Raw genomic sequence first — 23,887 nt, forward strand, 5'->3', positions numbered from 1 at the left:
TCTCCATGCAGGCTGCGGCGCATGGTTCATGCGTTCATCGTTTACATACCGGGCACCGCGAGCACCGGCATCACCTCGATCGTGTCGCCGGGAAACAGCGTGAAATGCGGATGGCCTTCGAACAGCGCGGCAGCAGCATCGTGCGATGCGGCGCGCACGACGGTAAAGCCGCTCAGCGCATTGGCGGTGTCCGTGATGCCGCCCTTGCCGATGGACTTGGTCTTGCCGAGCGGCCCGCCGAGCTCGACGATCGCGTCGCGATGCCGGTCGACCCACGCATGCCAAGCGGCGATCCCTTCATTCTCCCGCGTGCGCCGCTCCTCCTCCGGTAGCGCCATCCACGCCTTCATGGCCGGGCTCTCCTTGCTGCCGAGGAAAACCGCGAGATACAACTGCTGTTGCGCACTCATGCTTCCTCCGTCCGATGGCGGGAACGGCGGGCTGCCGCTCCTCGCCCTTGACACGATAGGTTGATATCAACACAATTGCAACATGGCACGCAATGAAACGCTTCCTTTCGAAACGACGCTGATGGTGCGCGATTGCTGCCTGTGCCTGCACATGCAGCGCGCGGCGCGCAATCTCGCGCGCATCTTCGACGATGTGCTGCGTCCGCTGGATCTCACCAACGGCCAGTTTTCTCTATTGATGTCGCTGAACCGGCCGAAACCGGCCGCGATGAAATCGGTCGCGTCGCTGCTCGCGATGGATCGCACCACGCTGACCGCCGCGTTGAAACCACTCGAGCGGCGCGGGCTGGTCACGATCGTGCAGGATCCGGACGACAAGCGCAGCCGCCTGCTCGAACTCACGCCGGCCGGCCATCGTCTGCTGACCGACGCGTTTCCGCTGTGGCAGCAGGCGCACGCCGAGATCGAACAGCCGTTCGCGGCCGGAGAAGTCGATGTGTTGCGCGATCAGTTGCGCCTGCTGTCGGAAGACCCGGCTACGCGCGGCTGAAGCCGTGCGCGGCAGGGCACCGCCGGCGCTTCATTTCCTGCCCTTCGCCGGCATCAGCAGTTGCGCGAACTCCTGCAGGAAGCGCACGGGGCCGTGCGCGTGCAGCGCGTGCCCGCTGCTGAGCGCGCCGTCGATGACGGTCGCGAGCCGCAGCGCGTAAGTCTGCGGTTCGTCGATCCCTATCGCGCTCGCCAGTTCCGTCAGCCGGCGCCGCAATTCCTGCTTGTGCGCGACGGCGACCTTGCGGGCCGGATGATTGGCGTCCGCATACTCCGCGGCGATGTTGATCTGCGGACAGCCGCGATAACCGGGCCGCTCGATGCGCTCGCCGATCCACTGCAGCTGCGCGTCCAGCTCCTCGCGCGGCGTGCGCCGGTACCGCGCGGCCACCGCGTCCCAGTGCGCCCAGAAATCCGCATCCTCGCGCAGCAGAAACGCCTCGATCAGGTCGTCCTTCGTCGCGAAGTGCCGATACAGGCTCGTCTTCGCGACGCCCGCCTGCGCGACGATCAAATCCACGCCGACCGCCCGCGTCCCTTCCCGATAGAACAGCGCGCTCGCCGTTTGCAGAATGCGCTCGCGCGTATCGGGCGCGCTCCCCTTCGTGTGTGTTTCCTGTTTCATCCAAGCCCGGCCGCCGAGGGCCGCCTGTCCCGCAAAAGTGCATCCGATGATAGCATCGCGGGGTTGACGACGCTACAGGTCTGTACTATAAAACAAACCGGTCTGTATCGGAGTGAATCATGGACGGTCGAATGACGGTTGCAGTGTATGGCGCCACCGGTCACACCGGGCGGTTTGTCGTCGCCGAACTGGAACGGCGCGGCCTCGGCGTGATGCGCATCGGGCGCGATGCCGCGCGGCTCGCGCAAGGCGGCACCGACGTGGCGCCGTGGCGCGTCGCGTCGGTCGACGATCCGGCCGCGCTCGACGCCGCCTTGCGCGGCGCGCACGCGGTGATCAACTGCGCGGGCCCCTACCTCGATACCGCGCTGCCGCTCGCCGACGCGGCGTTGCGCGCCGGTATCCCGTATCTCGATCTGACGGCCGAGCAGCCGTCCATCCAGACTCTGACCGACCAGCGCGACGCCCGCGCACGCGCCGTCGGCGTGACGCTGGTGCCGGCCGCCGCGTTCTACGGCGGTCTGGCCGACCTGCTCGTGACGGCCGTGGTCGACCCGCAGCGGCCGATCGAGCGCGTCGACGTCGCGACCGGCCTCGACAGCTGGCATCCGACGCGCGGCACGCGCGTGACCGGCGAGCGCAATCACGCGACCCGGCTGATGCAGAAGGACGGCAAGCCGACCGCGGTGCCGACGACGGCACGCGAGCGCCGCTGGCCGTTTCCGTCACCGCTCGGCGACGTCGACGTGACATTGCTGCCGTTCTCGGAAGTGATGACGCTCGCGCGTCATCTGCGCATCGATACGATCGAGTCCTGGCTCGCGACACTCGCGCTGCGCGATATCCGCGATGCCGGCACGCCGCCGCCGCAACCGATCGACGCGCTCGGCCGCTCGGCGCAGCAATTCGTGATGGACGCTGTCGTCGTGCAGAACGGCATCACGCATCGCGCGAGCGCGTCGGGACGCGACATCTATGCGGTCAGCGCGCCGATCATCGTCGAGGCGACGGTTCGCCTGCTGAGCGGCCGTACACTGACGTCGGGCGGCGTACGCAGCCTCGGCGAACTGTTCGACGCGCGCGATTTCCTCGCGGCGCTCGACACCATCGACGTATCGTTCGATACGATCACCGATCGGCATTTCAACCGGAGGGACGAGCATGAGTCGCAATAACAAGGAAAAAGCCGCGTATTTCCGTTCGCTTCATCGCGCGGGCGAGCCGCTCGCGCTGTTCAACGTGTGGGACGCGGGCAGCGCACGCACGGTGGCCGAGGCGGGTGGCGTCGCGCTGGCGACGGGCAGCTGGTCGGTCGCGGTCGCCAACGGGTTCGCCGACGGCGAGCAGATGCCGAAAGCGCTCGTGATGGAAGTGCTCGCGCGGATCGCGCAAGCGACCGACCTGCCCGTCACCGTCGATCTCGAAAGCGGGTACGGCGAGCGGCTGGAGGACGTGGCCGACACGATCGCGCGCAGCATCGAGGCCGGCGCGATCGGCTGCAATCTGGAAGACAGCTTTCCGGCGACGGGCGAACTGCGTACCGTCGACGACGCGGCCGCGCGTCTTGCGGCAGCCCGGCAGGCGGCCGATCGCGCGGGCATCGGCTACTTCATCAACGCGCGCACCGACGTGTTCTTCAAGGCCGCGGCCGACACGCATGACGAACGGCTTCTGGACGACGTGCTGACCCGCGCACGCGCGTACGCGGCGGCGGGCGCCGACGGCCTGTTCGTGCCGGGCCTGCGCTCGCCGGCGCTGATTCGCGCGCTGACGGCCGCGTCGCCGTTGCCAGTGAACATCATGCGCGTGGCCGACACGCCGACGCTCGCCGAACTCGCGGAATACGGCGTCGCGCGCATCAGTCACGGGCCCTACCCTTACCTGGAGGCGATGAAGGCGCTTGCGGCGGTGGTGAAGCAAGGCGGCTAGGCGCTGCCCGCGGCGGACATCGGACGTTCACATCCGATGCAATCGCCGCCCCACGCTTCAGGTGTCGCGCCGCCATTGCGGCGGCGCGCATCATAACTAACAGCGGGCCGATGCGCGATCGCGCGCGCCGGCCCGCTGCGATCCGTCACTCGGCCAGCGCCCGCGCGACGCCAACCCGCTTCGGCACGCCAGTCACGATCGTCGCGACCGCGACGGCCAGCACCGCGGCCGCGCCCAGGAACACGCCGCCCGCGCCGTTCGCGTCGAACACGACGCCGCCGGCCGCCGCGCCCGTCGCGATCGCGAGCTGGATCGCCGCGACGATCAGGCCGCCCGCGCTCTCGGCTTCATCGGGCACGGTGCGCGTGACCCACGTCGACCAGGCGACCGGCACGCCGCCGAACGCCATCCCCCACAACGCGACGAGCACCGCGTCGATCATCGGCGCGCGGCCGAGCGCGACGAGCGCGATGCCGAGCACGACCATCAGCGCCGGCATCCCGATCAGCATCGGCCGCAGCCGGTGTTCGAGCACGCGGCCCGCGAGCGACGTGCCGACGAAGTTCGCGATCCCGTAGCCGAGCAGGATCGCCGACAGCCCGTTCACGCCGACGCCGGCCACCTGCTCGAGGAACGGCCGCAGATACGTGAAGAACGCGAAATGCCCGGTGAACACGAGGATCGTCGCGAACATCCCGAGGCCGACGGTCGGCCGGCGCAGCACGTCGACGAGCGTGCGCAGCCGCGTCGTGCCGCTCGGCGGCATCGACGGCAGCGTCATCACCTGCGACACGAACGCGACGCCGCCGAGCCCGGCCGCGATCAGGAACACGTTGCGCCAGCCGATCAGGTGCCCGAAGTAGCTGCCCATCGGCGCCGATGCGATCGTCGCGACCGCCACGCCGCTGAAGATGATCGACAGCGCGCGCGGCACCATCGCGGTCGGCACGAGCCGCATCGCGGTGGCCGTCGCCATCGTCCAGAAGCCGCCGAGCGCGACGCCGAGCACGACGCGGCCGATCAGCAGCGTCGTCAGATTGGGCGCGAACGCAACCGCGAGATTCGAGGCGACGAGCAGCACGGAGAACGCGAGCAGCACGCGCCGGCGGTCGATCGTGCGCGTCAGCGCGGAGATCAGCAGGCTCGTGACGAGCGCCACTGTCGCGGTGGCCGTGACGGCCTGGCCGGCCACGCCTTCGGTCACGCCGAGGCTGTCGGCCATCGGCGTGAGCAGGCTCGCGGGCAGGAATTCGGCGGTGACGAGGCCGAACACGCCGAGCGTCATCGCGAAGACGGCACCCCAGGCCGGGGCGCGGGGAGCCGCCGGGGCGGCGGCAGAAGAGATTCCGGGATTCATGCGTCGTTCCGAGTGAGATAGGGAAAATACTGATGACGGCCTATCGTAGGGAACCACGGCAGGACGGTCTATGACATACAATCCGTTCTTGTTGATCGATCGTCCGAATCTCGAAATGGCAGAGCCTCTGCTTCCCCCCGTGCCCGACGTACACGACCTCGTCAGCGAGTTGCTGCTCGGCATGCGCCTGAGCGGCGTGCAGTACCGCCGGATCCAGGTGCCGCGGCCGTTCGGGCTGAGCTTCGGCCATGCGCCGGGCCGCGCGCAGTTCCATTTCGTCGGGCGCGGGCCCGTGCTGCTGCGCGACGCGGCCGGCACGATGATGCGGCTCGAGGCCGGCGACGCGATCCTGCTGCCGCACGGCGGCACGCATGCGCTGGTGTCCGATCCGGATGCGCCGTGCCGCGAGATCGGCGGGTTCGAGGTCGCGAAGATCTGCGACACGGTCGCGTCGGTGGCCGCGACGTCGTGCGCCCCGGCGGAGCCGGCCGCCGGCGACGCGCTGATCTTCAGCGCGTGCATGGAGCTCGATCTCGGCGGCATGCAGCCGCTCGTCGGGACGATGCCGGAGTTCATGCACGTCGGCACGCTGCTCGCGCGCTACCCGGAAATCCGCCCGATGCTCGACGCGATGGAGCGCGAATCGTGCGCCGAACGCGCGGGCTTCGCGGGCATCCTCGCGCGGCTCGCGGACGTGGTCGCCGCGTTCATCGTGCGCGGCTGGGTCGAGTGCGGATGCGGTGACGCGACGGGCTGGGTGCAGGCGCTGCGCGAACCGAAGCTCGGCCGCGCGATCGTCGCGCTGCATCGCGATCCGGGGCGCAACTGGAGCGTGTCGGAACTGGCCGCCGAAGCGGGCGTGTCACGCTCGGTGTTCGCGGAGCGCTTTCTCGCGGCCACGGGGATGACACCCGTGCGCTACCTGACCGAGCTGCGGATGCGGCTCGCCGCGCAATGGATCGCACGCGACCGCGAGACGATCGAGGCCGTGGCGTACCGGCTCGGCTACGGGTCGCTCGCCGCGTTCAGCCGCGCGTTCAAGCGCGTGGTCGGGCGGCCGCCGGGCGCGGTGCGCGCGGAAGGCGACACGCACGCCGACGTGTAACGCGTCACGTGCAACGCGGCCGCGGGCGAACGCCTGTCGAGTCGCCCCGGCTTCGCTCGCGCCGTCTTCGCCTGCGACGACTCCGCTCAGCCGCTGCGTGCTTCCAGCCGATCGACCAGCGCCGTCGCGCAGCGCACGGCCAGCGCCGCGCACTGTTGCGCATCCACCGGCGCGCCGCTCATCATCGCGCCCTGCACGATCCGGCCCAGCAGTTCCTTCGACAGGTCGGCGATCTCGTCTTCCCGCTTCGTCATGTCCGTCTCCCGCGCGTCGGCCGAGTCCGGCCGCGCGTCCGATCGTGCCGAGCGCCGCATGCGCCGCGCCCGGCGTTCAACGTTGCCTTGCCCGCACGACGATCTGCGCCTGCGTGTCGCGCTCGATACGTTCGAGCGATACGCGCAGCGCCGTGAATTCGTCGGGCGTGCAGACCTGCCGGCCGAATGTCGCCGTCAGCCGGCGCGTAACCTGCACGACGTGCGCGGCCACATCGAACACGTAATGCGACGTGAAGTCGACGAAGCGGTCGTGCACGGCCGTATCGGTCGGCAGGTCCGTCACCGCGACGCCGGCCGGCAGCGCGATCTCGCCGGTCTCGACGAACGTGCCGCCGAGACACACCCACGGCTGCGTGCGCACCGGTTCGGCCAGCCACCCCTCGACCTGCGTCGCGATGCCACCCGTGATGCTCGACAGCGCGGGCACGGCGGTCGTGCCGTCCGGCCACACGACGTGATCGAGCGTGCCGTCGTACGTCGCGTCGAACGCCCCGTCCGTCGCGCGGCGATCGCCGGTCGAGATCCGTGCGCGGCCCCGCAAGCCGCTTTGCCGCAGCCGTTCGTTCGCGAGCTGCCGCACGCGCTCGGGCGGCGCGCGGCGAAACAGCGTGCGTTCGAGCTCCGCGGTCCAGCCGTCGTCCTCGACGAGCGCGTGAAACCGCGCGGCGCCCGGCTGCGCCGCATCGATCTCCACGCGCGCGGTGCGGCGCTTCGGCTGCGTGGCCGGCGTGCGCGACAGCACGCCGGTGTCGACGAGCAGCGCCGGCCGGTCCATCACGATCGGCGGCAGATAGCCGAACGCGATGCCGCTCGTCGTGGTGTCCGCGTAGAGGCCGAGGCCGGGCAGCCACGTGATCGCGTGATTGATCGCGCCCGCGCCGTAGCCGGGCACGGAGGGCAGCGTGTACACGGAGCCGAGGTTGATCAGCACCGGTTCGCTGCGGATGCCGACTGCCGCGAGCAACGCGCCGAACAGCGCGACGTGGTCCTTGCAGTCGCCGTAGCGGTTGCGCAGGATGTCCGTCACGCGATGCGGCGCGGCGGCCGTCTCGCCGAGAAAAATCGCGACGTAACGCACGTTCGCCTGCACCCAGTCGTACAGGCGGCGCGCCTTGTCGTGCGGATCGGCGACGTCGGCGGTGAGCGCGCGCGCCAGTTGCACGACGGCCGGATCGTTCGCGCCAGCGTCGACGGCCGCGTTGCGGTAGCGCGCGGCGAACGCCGCATAGTCGGGCAGCGTGGACACCACGAGCCGGTCGCCGTAGGTCGGGTAGCCGACCGAGCCGCTCTCGATGCGGTCGTATGGGCCGTGCCGGTATGCGAACTCGTAGCGCGTGCGGCCGTTCGCCGTGACCGGCGGCAGCGCGACGTAGCCGCGTGCGTCCGCATGCAGCGGCATGTCCGCCGGCACGTCGAAGATCAGCCGCTGGTTCTCCACCGGCTCGCGCGACGGTTCGACGTAGTAGCCGAAGTAACCGGCGTTGACGGGCTTCGTACGCGCCTTGCGGAACGCGATGCGCGTGCTCGACCCGGCCTCGACGCCGGGAAACACGACGGTGCGCAGCAGGCCGTCCTGGAAGGTCGGCGCACCGGCCGAACGCGGCTCCTGGACGTCGCGGATGCCGTCGGGCCCGACCGGATGCGCGACGCCGCCGCGATCGATCGTTTCGGCCGCGACCAGGTCGACCTTCTCCAGGTTCTTGTCGAACCAGACGTAGCGCTGCGCGATCGCGTCGATCCCGTTCGCATCGTTCGCGCGCAGTGTCGAATCGTCTTCCTCGTCGAGCGAGCCGTCGCGCTGGATCACGAATACGTGGACATCGCTGACGAGCGTGACGGGCGCTTCGTCACCCGAATCGGCCAACGCGGGACGCGCGAGCGCGACGGCGGCGACGGCCACCGCGAACGCGGCGGCGGCGCCCGGCAGGCGGCCGGTCGATCGGAACGGAAAACGCACCACGTCGAAGCTCTCCGCGCGTTCGTGTTCATGTCGGGACGCGACGGGCACGCATCCGCGCGCCGCGCCCTGTCGTTCAATTCAGTGTGGGTGACGTGCCCGCGAGCGTCAAGCCGCGGCGCGGCCGCGCGCGCCGCGACGCAACATGCGGGCCGGGAAGTGCCGCAAGCGGGATGCAGGGCGTGGTCGCGCTTTCACGACCTGCGCCGAGTGGGACCGCTTTTTATATCACTTTGTGATATATAATTCAGGCAGTGAAAGCGTGCGTGCGACGTCGCCGAAACGAATGACGATCCGGTGCGTTCGACACGCCTACATGGGGAAGGAGACATCATGCTGATCAACAACGATTTCGAAATCGGTTATCTCGTGATCGCTTTCGCGCTGCTGGGCGTGATCCTGATCGGAGCGCTGCTCACCGCGCTGCATCTCGAACGGTGGCATCCGAAACTCGTCGGCGCCGCGATCGGCGCGCTGCTTGGGATTGCACTGATCGAAGCGATGCCGATGCTGACGTGAACGCGTCCCGGCACTCGTTCGTATGTCGCGGACGTGGCGGGCACGGGCGGGTTTGCGGCGCGGGGTCGGAACGGCGGGCGCCCGTGAAGGGAATCGGGATGGAGTCGTCGCGTTCCGTGACCTACCATCAAGATGAGAGCCGCGCGGACATGCGGGTCGAGCCGGTGGCCGGCGAAGGCTTCGCCCTCGGCGTGAAGTACCCACCGCTCGCCGTCATGTGCCGGCGCGATGCCCGCGTCCGAAACGACGCGCATCTGCTCGATCCCACGCACCACGTGTTCAGCAACGACGCGGACGCGCGCCGGGTCGCGATTGCACCGGCCAATCGCTTCATCGATACGAAGCTCGCCGGACTCTTGATGCCCATGCCGGCCGGCTAACGTCAGCCGATGGCATCCCCCGCTCCCAACCTGCCGGAGGCGACATGGAAAACGGTATCGTCGCGACCATCCTGCTGCTCGCGGTCCTCATGTTCGCGGTGCTGTTCTTCGCGGAACAGCGCAGCCGCGAGCGCATACGCGACCGGCTCTTGCACCGCCCGTCGCGGCGCTCGGCACGCTCGCATACGCATCACCATTCGTAAGCGGAAAGCGCCCCGCGCAAAAAAAATCGGCCGACGGAATGGCGTCTTGCGACGCCAGGCCGTCGGCCTTGCAGCGGAGGTCCGGTTCCCGGGCAGCCGGCGTGCGTCGCGCGCCTACACACCCCACATCACGTGACGGCCCTGTTGGTGGGCCGCACGCATCATGTCCAGCAGCGGCCACGCGCGTTGCGCGAGCCCGCCCGCATGCGGCGACAGTTCGGTGCGCAGCGCCTGCGTTGAACGCTCGTGCGCGCTTTCCCGCGCCATGTCATCCCTGATCGCCTGGTCGAGCCGCGCGATCGCGCCCGGCAATTCGTCAGTCGAAATCACCCCGCGGACGTCGAGCCTCTTGCCGACGAGGCCCAGCAGGTACTCGGCCAGATCGCGCAACATCACGATGTCCGGTGCGGCGGCGGATCGGAATGTAACCATCATCGTCGTGTTTCCCTCGTCATCGTCGCGAGATCGTGCGGCGATAGCAACCGCCGATCGCGGCGAGGTCTGTGGCCATCCTCCGTTCTTCTCGCTCGATAGAAGGTCTGCCCGGCACGCTGCGCGTATCGCGCGGCCGGGTTCGTTTGCGGCGTAGAGACCGGATGGCGCGAACGCCTGCTTTTATTTTATGTCACGTTGTGACGCATTCAAGTTTCGGGCGCGAGAACGGCCGTATGTGTGTGTCGTGACATCGGCGCGTCAGCAACAATCGCCGACGCACTTGGCGCGCGCCTGTTCGTTCGCGCAGGTCAGCGCGATCTTCAGCGTGGTGCGCACGTAGTTCGAGTTCGCGATCGTGCGTTCGACATTGTCGCGTCGCAGCCGCAATTCAATCATCTTGCACAGGTGCTTCGCGTCCGTGTCGCTCACGCATCGGGGCAACGCCATGCGGTAGCGGCGGCGTGATCCTCCAACACTAACCGACGCACGGTCGCTGCACCAGTCCGCACATTCCATGAGATGTGATCGACGGCGCGGCGTCGTTTTCATCGCGCAAACGACCGACACGCCACACGTCTCCGGAACGGCATGCGCGCCGGTTGTCGCCGCATCGTCACACTTCCGTGCCTCCACTCCCCCACGTCCTCCCGCCAAGCGATCGGCATCGATCGCATCGATCCCGCCGCTCGCCTGGTCCACACGCCTCACACCGACCGCGATACCCCTCCTCGTCCCCGTCGTGCGTTTTTCCCCGCATTTCGGCTTTTGTGTGCGCGCAACAATGGCGGTGCCTCGCGGCCGGCGCCGTGCGGGGGCAGTTGTCCACGGCGCCGGCCGCGGTGCTCTTTGCAAAACCACATCTCACGAGGACATACCATGCAACTCCAATCTCATCCGGCGTGCCGTCCGTTTTACGAAGCAGGTGAACTCACGCAACTCACCGCGTTCTACGAAGAAGGCCGCAACATCATGTGGATGATGCTGCGATCGGAGCCGCGGCCGTGCTTCAACCAGCAACTCGTCACCGACATCATCCATCTCGCGCGCGTCGCACGCGACTCCGGCCTGCCGTTCGACTTCTGGGTGACGGGTTCGCTCGTGCCCGAGCTGTTCAACGTCGGCGGCGACCTGAGCTTCTTCGTCGACGCAATCCGCAGCGGTCGCCGCGATCAGTTGATGGCCTATGCCCGCTCGTGCATCGATGGCGTGTACGAGATCTACACGGGCTTCGGCACCGGTGCGATCTCGATCGCGATGGTCGAGGGCAGCGCGCTGGGCGGCGGCTTCGAAGCCGCCCTCGCGCACCACTACATGCTTGCGCAGAAGGGCGCGAAGCTCGGCTTCCCCGAGATCGCGTTCAACCTGTTCCCGGGCATGGGCGGCTATTCGCTGGTCGCGCGCAAGGCCGACCGCGGGCTCGCGGAATCGCTGATCTCGTCCGGCGAGGCGCATGCGGCCGAGTGGTACGAGGATCGCGGGCTGGTCGACCAGACGTTCGACGCGGGCGACGCGTATCTCGCGACGCGCACCTTCATCGACGTGACGAAGCCGAAGCTGAACGGCATCCGCGCGATGCTGCGCGCCCGCGAGCGCGTGTTCCAGATCACGCGTTCCGAGCTGATGGACATCACCGAGGAATGGGTTCACGCGGCGTTCACGATCGAGCCGAAGGATCTCGCGTACATGGAACGTCTGGTGATGCTGCAGAACCGGCGCGTGTCGAAGCTGCGCACGGTGTGACGTGAATGGAGCGCGCCGTCGCGTCGCGGGCGGCGCGCTCCGTCATGCGGGCAGGCTCAGGCGATCAGCCTGAGCTTTCTCGTTTCCGCGAGCCAGCCCTCGAACGCCTGGGCCGGCATCGGCCGCGCGAAGTAGAAACCCTGCGCGTGGTCGACGTCGACCTGCTTCAGGAACTCCGCCTCCCCGGGCGTCTCGACGCCTTCCGCGACTACCGCGAAACTCAGCGCCTTCGCGAGCGACACGACCGAGCGCACCAGCGCCTGCGAGCGCGGATTGCGATCGATGCCCGTGATGAAGCTGCGATCGAGCTTGATCGAATCGAGCGGCAGCCGCGACAGTTGCGACAGCGACGAATAGCCGGTGCCGAAATCGTCGAGGTGAATCTTCGCGCCGAGCTGGCGGAATTCCTTCATCAGCTCGTGCGCCGTTTCCTCATCCTCGATGAAGCTGCTTTCGGTGAGCTCGATGTCGACGAGGCTCGGCTTCAGCCCCGCGCTGGCGAGAATCGATGCGAACTGATGGACGATGTTCATGTCCTGCAGTTGCCGCGCGGACACGTTCACCGCGATCCGCACGTCGAGCCCCTTCGCCTTCCATGCGGCGGCCTGCGCAGCCGCGGTGCGCATCACCCAGCGTCCGAGCGGCGCGATCAGCCCCGACTCCTCGGCGAAGTGGATGAACTCGATCGGCGCGACGAGCCCGCGATCGGGCGACTGCCAGCGGATCAGCGCCTCGACGCTGCGCACGTCGCCGCTCGCGAGGTCGACGACCGGCTGGTAGTGCAGCACGAACTGCTCCTCCTCGAGCGCCTTGCGCAGGTTCGTGTCGAGCCACATGTATTTCGCGACCTTCTGGTTCATCTCCAGCGAGAACACGCGGTACGTATGCTTGCCTTCTTCCTTCGCGACGTACATCGCGGTGTCGGCGCTGCGGATCAGCGTTTCGAGCGAATCGCCGTGCTGCGGATACATCGCGATGCCGATCGAGCAGCTCGTGTAGATCTCCATCAGCCCGAGGTGGATCGGCGTGCGCAGCCGTTCGAGGATGATCTGCGCGGTCGCTTCGAGCAGCGGCCGCGTGCCGTGCTCGAACAGCACCAGGAATTCGTCGCCGCCGAGCCGCGCGAGCGTCGCACCGGACGGCAGGCAGCCGCTGATGATCTTGGACACGTCCTGCAGAAGGCGGTCGCCGGTGATGTGCCCGTAGTGATCGTTGACGCGCTTGAAGTTGTCGAGATCGAGGAACAGGATGCCGACCTGGCCGCGCATGTCGGCGCGGTCCGCGGCCAGCGCCGCGCCGATGCGCTCGCTGATCGCGTGGCGGTTCGGCAGGCCGGTCAGCATGTCGGTGTTCGCGAGTTCGGTGAGCCGCTGCTGCGCGTTGCGCTCCTCGGTGACGTCGATGCCCGAGCAGATCAGGTACTGCTCGTCGGCGCCGCTGCCGCTCTGCACGAACTTGTTGCGGAACTGGAACAGGCGCGGCCCGTTGACCGTGTTGATGTAGCGCTCGACCGCGAAGGAACGGTTGCTCGCGAAAAAGCCGGTGATGTTGCTGCGCGACTGCGCGCCCTGCTCGGGGCTCATGAACAGCTCGAACGCGCTGCGGCCGATCACGTCGACCTCGCGCTTGCCCGTCACTTCCTCGCACAGGCGATTGAAGCGCTGCACCATGCCGTTGCGGTCGAGGATCACGACGAGCGAATTCACTTCGGACACGACCTGCTCGGCGAACGCGAGCCCGTGCGAGAGGTCGTTCGCAACCGACGCGGTATCGGAATAGGCGGACGCCGTGCCGGCCCAGTTGGACGTATCGACCTTGCGGCCAACCAGATGGAGACTGACCGTGTCGCCGAACAGCGCGAGGTCGAGCACGAGGTGCGACGTGACGCCGGTGAGCGCGCGGATTCGCGCGGCCTGCTCGCCGGTCAGCGCCACCGCGACGTTGGTCAAGCCGCGGACGGCCGCCAGCTCGAGCGCATTGCTGTCGCTGCCGAGACGCCAGCAGGGGCTGCGCGTACCGACGTGCGCTTCAAGCACCGCGCTATCGTTTTCGTCATCCATGGACACGCCCCGATCCAGAAAAAAACGCACAGTGTAGACGGAGGCGAGTTGGCTGACCCCGATTCCCGGACGCGCAGCGCGCGGATCCGGCGGGGCAGTCGTGATGGCCGTGACAGCGGCCCTCGTTCCGTATTTGTTTCCAATCAATGCGACCCGGCGGTTGCGCATGTCGCGCGCAGGTTTTCCAAACGAATGTGTAAGCCATCTTATCAAATGACGATCAAGAATGGCACTCACACTCGGCAAAGGGTGTCAAGGAATCGGGACTCGATTGGCACGGCGGCTTTTTCGTGATTGGCGGGAGGTCTGCCGGCGGACGCAGGGTCCCGAAGCGGGGCGGCCGGATCAGCGGAGTGCCCCGCCGGACGGCCGTTTGCGGGGAATCCCGGTCGCCCCGGACCCGCTCGGTCTCAAGTCGTTTCGCAGGGGTCGGATCGCATCGAGTCGAGCGGTGGAACGGGGAATTTCCATTTCTGTTTACGACGGGAATGCACGTCTTTATTCCCATACGCTTGGCAATATCGCGCCGATCGATGAAAGTGAATATATCGCCGGCGCGTACCGGCCTTGCACCGCCCTGAATGGAACCGGTACGACGGCCCCGCCGCCACGCGCGAAAACCGTGCGGCGGGCCCGCCGCCGCACGGTTTTCGCATGCGTTGCGCGGCGCCCCTCAGCCCGCCGCGCCGTAACCGCCGCCGCCCGGCGTTTCGACGACGAACACGTCGCCCGGCGCCATCTGCGCGCGGCCGATATGCGCGAGCGTCTCGACCGTGCCGTCGGCCCGCTCGATCGTGTTGCGGCCGAGCGCACCGGCCTCGCCGCCCGCCGCGCCGAACGGCGCATGGATCCGGTTGTTCGACAGGATCGACGCGGTCATCGGCTCGAGGAAGCGGATCCGCCGGACCGCGCCGTCGCCGCCGCGCCAACGCCCGCCGCCGCCCGAGCCCGCGCGCAGCCGATGCGAGTCGACCCGCACCGGGTAGCGCCATTCGAGCACTTCCGGGTCGGTCAGCCGCGAGTTCGTCATGTGCGTCTGCACCGCGCCGACGCCCGCGAAGCCGTTACCCGCGCCGCTGCCGCCCGCGATCGTCTCGTAGTACTGGTATCGAGCGTTACCGAATGTGAAGTTATTCATCGTTCCCTGGCTCGACGCGACGCAGCCGAGCGCGCCGTACAGCGCGTTGGTGACCGCCGACGACGTCTCGACGTTGCCCGACACGACCGCCGCCGGATACTCGGGATTCAGCATCGAACGCGCCGGCACGATCACGGTGAGCGGCTTCAGGCAGCCGGCGTTCAGCGGGATGTCGTCGCCGACCAGCGTACGGAACACGTACAGCACGGCGGCCATGCAGACGGCCTTCGGCGCGTTGAAGTTGTTGTCGAGCTGCGCGGAGGTACCGGTGAAATCGATCTCGGCGCGCCGTGCCGCGCGGTCCACGCGGATCGCGACGCGAATCTCCGCGCCGTTGTCGAGCGGATAGCGATAAGCGCCGTCCTGCAGCGCGCCGATCACGCGCCGCACCGCTTCTTCCGCGTTGTCCTGCACGTGCCCCATGAACGCGAGCACGACGTCGCGGCCGAACTGGGCGACCATCCGCCGCAACTCGTCGACACCCTTCTGGTTCGCGGCGACCTGTGCGCGCAGGTCGGCCATGTTCTGCTCGACGTTGCGCGCCGGGTAGCGGCCCGACGCGAGCAGCGCGCGCGTGTCCGCATCGCGCAGCACGCCGGCCGACACGAGCTGCCAGTTGTCGATCAGCACGCCCTCTTCGTCGATGTGCGTCGAATCGGGCGGCATCGAGCCCGGCGTCGTGCCGCCGATGTCCGCATGATGACCGCGCGAGCCGACGTAGAACAGCGGGGTGTCCGAGCCGTCCGCGAACACCGGCGTGATGACGGTGACGTCGGGCAGGTGCGTGCCGCCGTGATACGGGTCGTTCAGCATGAACACGTCGCCATCGCGCATGCGGCCGCGGTTGCGCTCGATCACCGTGCGGATGCTCTCGCCCATCGATCCCAGATGCACGGGCATGTGCGGCGCGTTCGCGATCAGGTTGCCGTCGCCGTCGAAGATCGCGCACGAGAAGTCGAGCCGCTCCTTGATGTTCACCGAGTACGCGGTGTTCTGCAGCCGCGGCCCCATCTGCTCGGCGATCGACATGAACAGGTTGTTGAAGATCTCGAGCCGCACCGGATCGGCATCGGTGCCGAGCGAGCGGCGCGTCGGCAGCGGCGTCGTGCGCGTCAGCACGAGGTTGCCCTGCGCGGTCATCCGCGCGCGCCAGCCGGGCTCGACGACGGTCGTGCCGTTCTGCTCCGCGACGATCGCCGGGCCGTCGATCGTGTCGCCGGCGAGCAGCGTGTCGCGCACGTACAGCGCCGCGTCGTGCCATTGGCCGCCGGAATGGAACCGCACGGCGCTGTGGGCCTGCGGCGCCGCGCCCTCGTCGCGCGGCGCGAGCGGTGCGATCTCGACGGGCGCATCGGAGCGGCCGATCGCCTCGACCGAGGCCAGTTCGGCGACCAGCGGCGTGCCGGGCATCAGGAACGCGTAACGCTGCCGGTACGCGGCTTCGAATGCCTGTTGCATCGCGGCGACGCTGCCGGCCGGCACGTCGAGCGCGGAATCGGTGCCCTGGTAGCGCAGGTGCACACGCCGCTCGGTCGCGATGCGTTCCGGTGGCACGCCCTGTTCGAGCAGCGCGCCGACCGCGTCGTCGGTCAGCCGGTCGAGCGTCGCGTTCAGCGCCGGCAGCGACGCGTCGGACAGCACCGCCTCCACCGCGCGCTCGCGCATCGCGGTCTGGTCGGCGAGGCCCATCCCGTAGGCGGACAGCACGCCCGCGAGCGGATGCGCGAACACCTGCGTCATGCCGAGCGCGTCGGCCACGCCGCACGCGTGCTGGCCGCCCGCGCCGCCGAACGTCGTCAGCACGTAGCGCGACACGTCGTGGCCGCGCTGCACCGAGATCTTCTTGATCGCGTTCGCCATGCTGCCGATCGCGATCTCCAGGAATCCTTCGGCCAGCGCCTCGGGCGTCTCGCGCCGCCCGGTCGCGGCGTGGATCTCGTCGGCGAGCGCCGCGAATTTCGCGGCGACGCCGTCGCGGTCGAGCGGTTCGTCCGCGTGCGGGCCGAACACGCGCGGGAAATGATCGGGCTGGATCTTGCCGAGCATCACGTTGCAGTCGGTCACGGTCAGCGGGCCGCCGCGCCGGTACGCGGCCGGCCCCGGGTTCGCGCCGGCCGATTCGGGCCCGACGCGCAGCCGCGCGCCGTCGAAGCCGAGCACCGAGCCGCCGCCGGCCGCGACCGTGTGGATGCTCATCATCGGCGCGCGCATCCGCACGCCGGCCACCTGCGTCTCGAACACGCGCTCGAATTCGCCGTTGTAGTGCGACACGTCGGTCGACGTGCCGCCCATGTCGAAGCCGATCACGCGGTCGAAGCCGGCCGCGCGCGCGGCGCGCACCATCCCGACGATGCCACCGGCCGGGCCGGACAGGATCGCGTCCTTGCCCTGGAACGCATCGGCGCGCGTCAGGCCGCCACTGCTCTGCATGAACTGCAGGTTCACGCCGGGCATCTCGTGCGCGACCTGCTCGACGTAGCGGCGCAGGATCGGCGACAGGTACGCGTCGACCACGGTCGTGTCGCCGCGCGACACCATCTTCATCAGCGGCGACACCTCGTGCGACACGGACACCTGCGTGAAACCGATCCGGCGTGCGAGTTCGGCCAGCGCGCGCTCGTGCGCGGTGTAGCGATAGCCGTGGATCAGCACGATGGCCAGCGCCTGCACGCCCGAGTCGAATACGCGGCGCAGCTCGGCTTCCGCGCGTTGCACGTCGAGCGGCACGACGACGTCGCCGTGCGCGCCGATCCGCTCGTCGACCTCGACGACGGTCTCGTACAGCGCATCGGGCAGCACGATGTCGAGATCGAACAGGCGCGGCCGGTTCTGGTACGCGATGCGCAGCACGTCGCGAAAGCCGTGCGTCGTCGCGAGCGCGGTGCGTTCGCCCTTGCGTTCGAGCAGCGCGTTGGTCGCGACCGTCGTGCCCATCTTCACCATGTCGACGCGTTCGGGCGTGATCGGCTCGCCGTCGGCCAGGCCGAGCAGGTGGCGGATGCCGGCCACGGCCGCATCGCGATACTGCTCGGGATTCTCCGACAGCAGCTTGTGCGTGACGAGCGAGCCGTCAGGCCGGCGCGCGACGATGTCGGTGAAGGTGCCGCCGCGGTCGATCCAGAATTGCCAGCGCGCGGCGTCGGAGGAAACGGGGAAAGTATGTCGGTCAGTCATGGCGATGAACTCGATGCGTCGTTGAGGCGAAGGACGAGCGCCGCCGCACGGCGCGCGTCGCGCGCCGCGTGAGGGCTTCGGTCAAAGGGAAGAGGTAAGGCGGCGGGCCGGCGCCCGCTTACGCGGCGTCGAGTTCTCGGCCGCGGGTTTCGGGCAGCGTCAGCGCGGCGACGATCATCACGCCGTACGCGGCGACCGCGAAGATGCCGATGCTCGCGCCGAGCCCGTAGTGCTTCGACAGCGCGCCGATCAGGAACGGGAACAGCGCGCCGACCGCGCGGCCCACGTTATAGCAGAAGCCCTGCCCCGAGCCGCGCACCCGCGTCGGGAACAGCTCGGTGAGGAACGCGCCCATCCCGGAGAAGATGCCCGACGCGAAGAACCCCAGCGGGAAGCCGAGCCACAGCATCGACGCGTTCGTGAGGTTCAGCACCGGCGACGTGTAGGCGAACGCGATCACCATCGAGCCGAGCGCGAACAGGATGAAGTTCGGCTTGCGGCCGAGACGGTCGGTCAGGTAGGCGCTCGTCAGGTAGCCGACCCACGAGCCGATGATGATCGTCGCGAGATAGCCGCCCGTGCCCATCACGGTCAGGTGACGCTCCGTCTTCAGGAACGTCGGCAGCCAGGTCGTGATCGCATAGTAGCCACCCTGTGCGCCGGTCGTCAGCAGCGCCGCGCGCAGCGTCGTCGACAACAGCTTCGGCGCGAAGATTTCCGTGAGGCGCGGCGTGCCGGCCACCTGTGCCTGCGCGGCCTTTTCCTTCTCGTAGACGTCCGGTTCCTTCACGTAGCGGCGGATCACGACCACCAGCAGCGCCGGCGCGAGGCCGATGAGGAACAGCGCGCGCCATGCCTGTTCGGCCGGCAGCACCGAGAACAGCAGCGCATACAGCAGCGCGGACAGCCCCCAGCCGATCGCCCAGCCCGACTGCACGAGGCCGACCGCCTTGCCGCGATCGCGCGCACGGATCACCTCGCCGATCAGCACCGCGCCGGCCGTCCATTCGCCGCCGAAGCCGAAGCCCATCAGCGCGCGCGCCGCGAGCAGCTGGTGATAGTTCTGCGCGAGTCCGCACAATGCGGTGAACACCGCGAACCACAGCACGGTCAGCTGCAGCGTGCGCACGCGGCCGATCCGGTCGGACAGGATGCCCGCGAGCCAGCCGCCGAGCGCCGACGCGAGCAGCGTCATCGTGCCGATGAAGCCGGCGTCCGCGAGCGAGATGCCCCAGGTCGCGACGAGCGTCGGGATCACGAACGACAGCATCTGCGTGTCCATCCCGTCGAGCATGTAGCCGACCTTGCAGCTCCAGAACGCGCGGCGCTCGCGCGGCTGCGCGTCCGCATACCATCCGAACAGGCCGTTGCGCGCGGGGCCCGCGGGGTCGGCGGCGGGCGCCGCGAGGATCTTGCTTTCCATGGTGAAGCTCCTGTCGAAATGTGCGGTCAATGCCGTGCGTGTGGTGCGTGTCGTATGTGGTCGTACATGCGTCGCGCTAGTCGGGCCGCAGCTGCGCGCCGCCCTGCGGCCGCGCCGATCGTCTGCGGCTGCCGCATGCCGCCGCGTCGGGGCCGGACCAGCGGCCGTACAGGCCGCGGGCGCCGACCGGGTCAGAACACCGCGAGCGACGCGTTCGTGATGTCGGTCATCAGCATGTAGCCGGGCGTATGCGCGATCGCGAGCGGCAGCTTGGCTTCCATCAGCGCTGTCTGCGGCGTCACACCGCACGCCCAGAACACCGGCAGCTCGCCGTCGCGCACCGTCACCGCGTCGCCGAAATCGGGCGTGCCGAGATCGGCGATGCCCAGTTCCCGCGGATGGCCGATATGGACCGGCGCACCGTGCACGCCCGGGAACCGGCTCGTGATCTGCACCGCGCGGATCGCGTCGGCGCCGCGTAGCGGCCGCATCGACACGACCAGCTGGCCGCCGAAGATCCCCGCCCGGCGGTTCGGGATCGACGTGCGGTACATCGGCACGTTGCGACCCTCTTCGATATGGCGCAGCGCGATGCCTTCACGCGCGAGCATGTCCTCGAACGAGAACGAGCAGCCGATCGCGAATACGACGAAATCGTCGCGCCATAGCGCCTCGAGCGATTCGACCCGCTCGGTCAGGCGGCCGTCGCGGTAGACGTTGTAGCTCGGCACGTCGGTGCGGATGTCGAGATCCTCGCCGAGCACGTCCAGCCGGAACGCGCCCGGCTCGCCGACGCCCAGCAGCGGGCACGCCTTCGGGTTCGCCTGGCAGAAGCGCAGGAAATCGTGCGCGTACGCGTTCGGCAGGATCGCGAGATTCGCTTGCGCGAACGGGCCGCACTGGCCGGCGGTCGGTTGGCGGAACGCGCCGCTGCGTACGGACTGGCGGAATTCGGAAGGCGTCATGATGGTGGTCGGCGGATCGGGATGTCGTCGGGCTCACGCAATTGCGTCAGCGGTTACGGCGAAGAATAGAAAAGAAAAAAATTGGCCGCCAACGAGTTTTTTTGCGCCCGGTGTATAGAATTTCTTAACGTGTCTCGGGGTTTTCCCCGGTCCCGTTCATTTTTCTTCACCGGCAAGCTGCGCGTCCACCGTCCCGCCGATCGCCATGAACACGCGTTTTCTCGAAACCTTCGTCACGCTCGCGAAGCTGCGCAACTTCCGCACGACGGCCACCGCGCTGCACGCGACGCCGGCCGCGATCTCGCAGCGCCTGAAGGCGCTCGAGGATGAATTGCAGACCGTGCTCGTCGATCGCGACAGCCGCGAGTTCCGGCTCACGCCGAACGGCGAGTACCTGCTCGGCTATGCGAAGGCCGTCGTCGAGGCGACGCACGAGCTGCAGGCCGCCGCGGCCGGCGAAAGCGCGCTGCGCGGCAAGCTGCGGCTCGGCGTGATCGAGACAGTCGTGCACAGCTGGCTGCCGCACTACCTGCGCCGCCTCGCCGCCGACTATCCGCAACTGGAGGTCGACCTGACCGTCGACGTCAGCGTCGTGCTGCAGCGCCGGCTGATGGCCGGCGAGCTCGACCTGATCATTCGCGTGGAGGGCAGCGACGAGGCGTCGGTCGTCTGCGACGCGCTCGCGAACTATCCGGTGCGCTGGATCGCGCGCGCTGGGTTGCTGCCGACCACGCGCACCGGCCTCGCGCGCCAGGTGCTGCGCCAGCCGATCCTGACCTACGGGCGCGGTACCGCGCCGCATCGTGCGCTCGAGGACATCGTGCGCACGCTCGCGCACGCGCATGGCGTGCCGCTGTCGGAGACGCGCATCACCGGCTCGCCGTCGATCTCGGTGATCGTGCAGCTCGTGCGCGACGGCTTCGGCGTCGCCGCGATTCCGGTGCTGTTCGTCGATGCGCTGATCGCGAGCGGCGAAGTCGTCGAGCTGCCGCTGCAGCCGTCACCGCCGTCGATCGTCGTGTCGATGTCCCGCCGTGCCGACGCGCCGAAGTTCGTGCACGGCGCGTCGATCGCCGCGCGTGCCGCGTGTCACGAGTACTGCGAAAAGAGCAACCGGTTGCTGGTCGAGGCGCTTTGACGCGGGGCGTGGAGGCGCGGCGGTTCGCGCAGTACGCCCGACGCGCCGATTCGACATTCAACTCACGCGGGCTGCCCCGCATGCGGTTGCGCGAGCTTGCCGTCGCCGTACTCGCGCAGCACCTGCGAGATCACCACGCGATAACCGTCCAGCCAGCGCGCCTGCTTCGCCTTCGCTTCCCGATGCGCGGGGTGCTGGATCAGCTGCTGCAGCGCCGCCTCGGATTCCCAGTAGTAGACGTTCTGGATCAGCCCGGCTTCCGCGTTCTCCCAGGTTTCCTCGCCGAGATAGCCGGGTGTCGCGCGCGCCATGTCGGCGATCTGCCGGTCGAGCCGATGGAATTCGTCGTCGTATTGCCCGGCGCGGAAAATGAAGGTCGATGCGTACATGCGCGCTCCGTCGGAGACCATTGAAAGAGCGTCAAGTGTAAGGCACGCACCGCGTGCCGCTTTCCTCATGCGGTGAGCGTGACGGCGTCGTGCCACGCGTCGATGCATGGTGCATTCGTGTGGGTGGCCGGCAAGGCGGTCGGCACCGTCAGTGCGCCGACGAAGCGACGCCGATGCCGGAACAGTTCGCGCAACGACAGCGTCGGCGCGCTGTTGCAGCAGCGGCCGCACGCATTGCACGCGAGACGATAGTCGTCTACCACGGCCGCCGCACCGAGTCCTGATAGCGCGTCAGGATGAAATGCGCGACGTCGTCCGAGTGATACGCGGCGACGAGTTGCGCGACCCACGGCTTCGTGCGATCGGCATCGCGCACGGTCAGCACGTTCGCATACGGCGAGCGCGCGTCCTCGAGGTTGATGCTGTCGCGCGCCGGTTGCAGTCCCATGCGCGTGGCGTCGTCGCTGTCGATCGCGGCGAACGCTGCCGTGTCGAGCGCCGCGTGGAGCCTGTCGCGACGCAGCGCAACGAATTTCAGCGCGAGCCGGTTGCCGGTCACGTCGCGCAGCGACGCATGCAGGCCTGCCTTCGCGCGCAGCGTCACCAGCGTGTCGTTCTGCAGCAGCACGAGCGCGCGCGCCATCCCGCGCGGATCGGCCGGGATCGCGACCGTCGCGCCGGGCTGCAGTTCGTTCAGACTCCTCAGCTTGCGCGAATAGAGCGCCATCGGCAGCGTGACGGTCGGTGCGACGGCGCTCAGTGCGTAGCCTTTCGCCGTGCGGGTGGCGGCGAGGCGCTGTGCATCCTCGAAGCTCGCCGCGTCGATCTTGCCGTTCGCAAGCGCGGCATCGATGCGCGACGCGTCGTCGAATTCGACGACGTCGACACCAAGCCCGCGCGTGGCGGCAACGCGTTTCACCGCGTCGAGGATCTCCGCATGCACGCCGCGCGTCACGCCGACGCGCACCGTGCGCGTGATGGTTTCGGCAGCAACGGCCCAACCCGGATGAACGAGGCCACATGCAACGGCCAGCCACACGGCGACGCAATGCACGACGCGTTTCACGATGCATCCCTCAGAATCGTACGGAATCCGATATGCGACGCGCCGAGATCGGCTTCCTGCTGTTCGCGCGACGACGCGCGATAACGCACGCAGTAATCGCGCGAGCACAGGAACGAGCCGCCCTTGATCACCATCGGCGTGTCGTGTCGGCGCGTCGGTGGCGCCACGGCCGCCGTGTCGCCGTTCGTGTGCGACTGATGCGGGCCCGTGTACGCGTCCTTCGTCCATTCCCACGCGTTGCCGATCATGTCGTACAGACGGAAGCCGTTCGCCGCGTAGCAGCCGACCGGCGCCAGGCCCGCATGGCCGTCCTCGGCCGTATCGAGCACGGGGAACGCACCCTGCCAGTAGTTCGCGGCCGGCTTGCCCTGTGCGTCGCGCGGCGCTGCATCGAGCGACGCGTCGTCGCGACCGGCCTTGCCCGCGTATTCCCATTCGGCTTCGGTCGGCAGGTCGCGGCCGAGCCAGTGCGCATACGCGAGTGCGTCGCGCTGCGTGACGAGTGTGACGGGCAGGTTGCCGTGCCCGTCGACGCTGCTGCCCGGGCCGCGCGGCTGCCGCCACGACGCGCCCTTCACCCAGCTCCACCACGCAAGGTCACGTGCATTCAGCTCGTCGCGCGTCGGCACGTGAAACACCGCCGCGCCGCCCTGCTGCTCGGCCTCGGTCACGTAACCGGTCGCCTTCACGAAGGCGGCGAACTGCGCGATCGTCACGTCGGTCTGGTCGATCCAGAAGCCGCCGACGCGCGTCCTGCCGTCGCCGACCGGACGCTCGTCCGCATAACCGCGCGTGCTGCCGAACACGAACGCGCCGCCGCTCAGGTGCACCATCCCGGCCTTCGGGTCGTCACGCCACGTCGCCGGCAGGCCCGAGTAGCGTTCACACTGCCGCTCCGAGCCGAGCGGCGCGAGCGGGCGGCCGCGATTCGCGTCGTCGAAGGCGCCGGCGGGCGATGCCGACGGGCTCGCATAGCCGGCCGCGAACGCAGCCGCGAAGAGCGTGGCCGCGAGCGCCGCGCCGAGCGTCCAGAAGCGCAACCGCATCGTG

At 68.7% G+C, this 23,887-nt stretch carries 23 protein-coding genes and 1 pseudogene; 9 read left to right on the forward strand and 15 right to left on the reverse strand.

What is annotated here, in order from left to right; genetic code table 11:
* Window positions 1-41: 41 nt before the first annotated feature.
* On the reverse strand, window positions 42-410 hold the full coding sequence (locus FFI87_RS27645) for a YciI family protein (RefSeq protein WP_138849994.1): 369 nt from the start codon (window positions 408-410) through the stop codon (window positions 42-44).
* Window positions 411-492: 82 nt separating this feature from the next.
* Here FFI87_RS27645 and FFI87_RS27650 point away from each other — a divergent pair, with 82 nt between their 5' ends.
* Window positions 493-960, forward strand: a complete 468-nt coding sequence (locus FFI87_RS27650; protein ID WP_138849993.1) for a MarR family winged helix-turn-helix transcriptional regulator — start codon at window positions 493-495, stop codon at window positions 958-960.
* A 30-nt stretch (window positions 961-990) separates the two neighbouring features.
* Here the strand turns inward: FFI87_RS27650 and FFI87_RS27655 are convergent, their stop codons facing one another.
* Entirely contained in the window at window positions 991-1,584 is a 594-nt protein-coding gene (locus FFI87_RS27655) for a TetR/AcrR family transcriptional regulator (RefSeq protein ID WP_138849992.1), read from the reverse strand.
* Between the two features lie 131 nt (window positions 1,585-1,715).
* On the opposite strand from FFI87_RS27655, the gene FFI87_RS27660 reads away from it, so the two are divergent.
* Both FFI87_RS27660 and FFI87_RS27665 read left to right on the forward strand, forming a co-directional pair.
* Entirely contained in the window at window positions 1,716-2,759 is a 1,044-nt protein-coding gene (locus tag FFI87_RS27660; protein WP_261378591.1) for a saccharopine dehydrogenase family protein, read from the forward strand.
* Window positions 2,746-3,513: an isocitrate lyase/phosphoenolpyruvate mutase family protein gene (locus FFI87_RS27665; protein ID WP_138849990.1), complete on the forward strand. Its 768-nt coding sequence runs from the start codon at window positions 2,746-2,748 to the stop codon at window positions 3,511-3,513. The genes FFI87_RS27660 and FFI87_RS27665 overlap by 14 nt, the downstream gene beginning before the upstream one ends.
* A gap of 145 nt (window positions 3,514-3,658) precedes the next feature.
* On the opposite strand, the gene FFI87_RS27670 is transcribed toward FFI87_RS27665, so the two are convergent.
* Window positions 3,659-4,870 carry an MFS transporter gene (locus tag FFI87_RS27670; protein WP_012365360.1) on the reverse strand — a complete coding sequence of 404 codons (1,212 nt, stop codon included), beginning with the start codon at window positions 4,868-4,870 and terminating at the stop codon, window positions 3,659-3,661.
* Between the two features lie 70 nt (window positions 4,871-4,940).
* On the opposite strand from FFI87_RS27670, the gene FFI87_RS27675 reads away from it, so the two are divergent.
* The gene (locus tag FFI87_RS27675; RefSeq protein ID WP_012365359.1) at window positions 4,941-5,975 is read left to right on the forward strand and encodes an AraC family transcriptional regulator; all 1,035 of its coding nucleotides are present in this window, start codon (window positions 4,941-4,943) and stop codon (window positions 5,973-5,975) included.
* Window positions 5,976-6,061: 86 nt separating this feature from the next.
* On the opposite strand, the gene FFI87_RS34610 is transcribed toward FFI87_RS27675, so the two are convergent.
* A complete protein-coding gene (locus FFI87_RS34610; protein WP_006749649.1) occupies window positions 6,062-6,229 on the reverse strand; it encodes a hypothetical protein in 168 nt (55 codons plus the stop codon).
* A gap of 76 nt (window positions 6,230-6,305) precedes the next feature.
* Window positions 6,306-8,210, reverse strand: coding sequence for a DUF3857 domain-containing transglutaminase family protein (locus FFI87_RS27680; RefSeq protein ID WP_138849989.1), 1,905 nt, complete (start codon window positions 8,208-8,210; stop codon window positions 6,306-6,308).
* Between the two features lie 330 nt (window positions 8,211-8,540).
* On the opposite strand from FFI87_RS27680, the gene FFI87_RS27685 reads away from it, so the two are divergent.
* From FFI87_RS27685 to FFI87_RS34615, 3 genes are all read left to right on the forward strand, one after another.
* The gene (locus FFI87_RS27685; protein WP_006749647.1) at window positions 8,541-8,726 is read left to right on the forward strand and encodes a hypothetical protein; all 186 of its coding nucleotides are present in this window, start codon (window positions 8,541-8,543) and stop codon (window positions 8,724-8,726) included.
* A 149-nt stretch (window positions 8,727-8,875) separates the two neighbouring features.
* Window positions 8,876-9,106, forward strand: a complete 231-nt coding sequence (locus tag FFI87_RS27690) for a hypothetical protein (RefSeq protein ID WP_249177021.1) — start codon at window positions 8,876-8,878, stop codon at window positions 9,104-9,106.
* A 44-nt stretch (window positions 9,107-9,150) separates the two neighbouring features.
* On the forward strand, window positions 9,151-9,309 hold the full coding sequence (locus FFI87_RS34615; protein ID WP_006749645.1) for a hypothetical protein: 159 nt from the start codon (window positions 9,151-9,153) through the stop codon (window positions 9,307-9,309).
* Window positions 9,310-9,423: 114 nt separating this feature from the next.
* On the opposite strand, the gene FFI87_RS27695 is transcribed toward FFI87_RS34615, so the two are convergent.
* Window positions 9,424-9,744 carry a DUF1840 domain-containing protein gene (locus tag FFI87_RS27695; RefSeq protein ID WP_138849987.1) on the reverse strand — a complete coding sequence of 107 codons (321 nt, stop codon included), beginning with the start codon at window positions 9,742-9,744 and terminating at the stop codon, window positions 9,424-9,426.
* Between the two features lie 258 nt (window positions 9,745-10,002).
* On the reverse strand, window positions 10,003-10,443 hold the full coding sequence (locus FFI87_RS35030) for a hypothetical protein (RefSeq protein ID WP_261378592.1): 441 nt from the start codon (window positions 10,441-10,443) through the stop codon (window positions 10,003-10,005).
* A 177-nt stretch (window positions 10,444-10,620) separates the two neighbouring features.
* On the opposite strand from FFI87_RS35030, the gene FFI87_RS27705 reads away from it, so the two are divergent.
* Window positions 10,621-11,484 (forward strand): crotonase/enoyl-CoA hydratase family protein, encoded by an 864-nt coding sequence (locus FFI87_RS27705; RefSeq protein WP_012365354.1) that lies wholly within the window; start codon window positions 10,621-10,623, stop codon window positions 11,482-11,484.
* A gap of 56 nt (window positions 11,485-11,540) precedes the next feature.
* On the opposite strand, the gene pdeR is transcribed toward FFI87_RS27705, so the two are convergent.
* The 4 genes from pdeR to FFI87_RS27725 form a co-directional block, all read right to left on the reverse strand.
* The gene (pdeR, locus tag FFI87_RS27710; protein WP_012365353.1) at window positions 11,541-13,544 is read right to left on the reverse strand and encodes a cyclic di-GMP phosphodiesterase; all 2,004 of its coding nucleotides are present in this window, start codon (window positions 13,542-13,544) and stop codon (window positions 11,541-11,543) included.
* Window positions 13,545-14,217: 673 nt separating this feature from the next.
* Window positions 14,218-17,856 carry a hydantoinase B/oxoprolinase family protein gene (locus tag FFI87_RS27715; RefSeq protein WP_138849986.1) on the reverse strand — a complete coding sequence of 1,213 codons (3,639 nt, stop codon included), beginning with the start codon at window positions 17,854-17,856 and terminating at the stop codon, window positions 14,218-14,220.
* A 118-nt stretch (window positions 17,857-17,974) separates the two neighbouring features.
* Window positions 17,975-19,279, reverse strand: a complete 1,305-nt coding sequence (locus FFI87_RS27720) for an MFS transporter (protein WP_138849985.1) — start codon at window positions 19,277-19,279, stop codon at window positions 17,975-17,977.
* 191 nt (window positions 19,280-19,470) lie between these two features.
* Window positions 19,471-20,244 carry a putative hydro-lyase gene (locus FFI87_RS27725; protein ID WP_006749638.1) on the reverse strand — a complete coding sequence of 258 codons (774 nt, stop codon included), beginning with the start codon at window positions 20,242-20,244 and terminating at the stop codon, window positions 19,471-19,473.
* A 205-nt stretch (window positions 20,245-20,449) separates the two neighbouring features.
* Between FFI87_RS27725 and FFI87_RS27730 the strand changes: the two genes are divergently transcribed.
* The gene (locus FFI87_RS27730; RefSeq protein WP_006749637.1) at window positions 20,450-21,382 is read left to right on the forward strand and encodes a LysR family transcriptional regulator; all 933 of its coding nucleotides are present in this window, start codon (window positions 20,450-20,452) and stop codon (window positions 21,380-21,382) included.
* A 62-nt stretch (window positions 21,383-21,444) separates the two neighbouring features.
* Here the strand turns inward: FFI87_RS27730 and FFI87_RS27735 are convergent, their stop codons facing one another.
* From FFI87_RS27735 to FFI87_RS27750, 4 genes and pseudogenes are all read right to left on the reverse strand, one after another.
* Complete coding sequence (locus tag FFI87_RS27735) at window positions 21,445-21,771, reverse strand: antibiotic biosynthesis monooxygenase family protein (RefSeq protein ID WP_011660203.1); 327 nt, start codon at window positions 21,769-21,771, stop codon at window positions 21,445-21,447.
* 143 nt (window positions 21,772-21,914) lie between these two features.
* Window positions 21,915-22,121: pseudogene (locus FFI87_RS35035) on the reverse strand (flagellin N-methylase); the annotation flags it as partial.
* On the reverse strand, window positions 22,028-22,837 hold the full coding sequence (locus tag FFI87_RS27745; RefSeq protein WP_138849984.1) for a MetQ/NlpA family lipoprotein: 810 nt from the start codon (window positions 22,835-22,837) through the stop codon (window positions 22,028-22,030). The gene FFI87_RS27745 and the pseudogene FFI87_RS35035, both read right to left, overlap by 94 nt.
* Complete coding sequence (locus tag FFI87_RS27750) at window positions 22,834-23,883, reverse strand: formylglycine-generating enzyme family protein (RefSeq protein ID WP_138849983.1); 1,050 nt, start codon at window positions 23,881-23,883, stop codon at window positions 22,834-22,836. The genes FFI87_RS27745 and FFI87_RS27750 overlap by 4 nt, the downstream gene beginning before the upstream one ends.
* Window positions 23,884-23,887: the final 4 nt, after the last annotated feature.

The sequence above is a fragment of the Burkholderia sp. KBS0801 genome, from assembly GCF_005937855.2.
GTDB classification, from domain to species: domain Bacteria; phylum Pseudomonadota; class Gammaproteobacteria; order Burkholderiales; family Burkholderiaceae; genus Burkholderia; species Burkholderia ambifaria.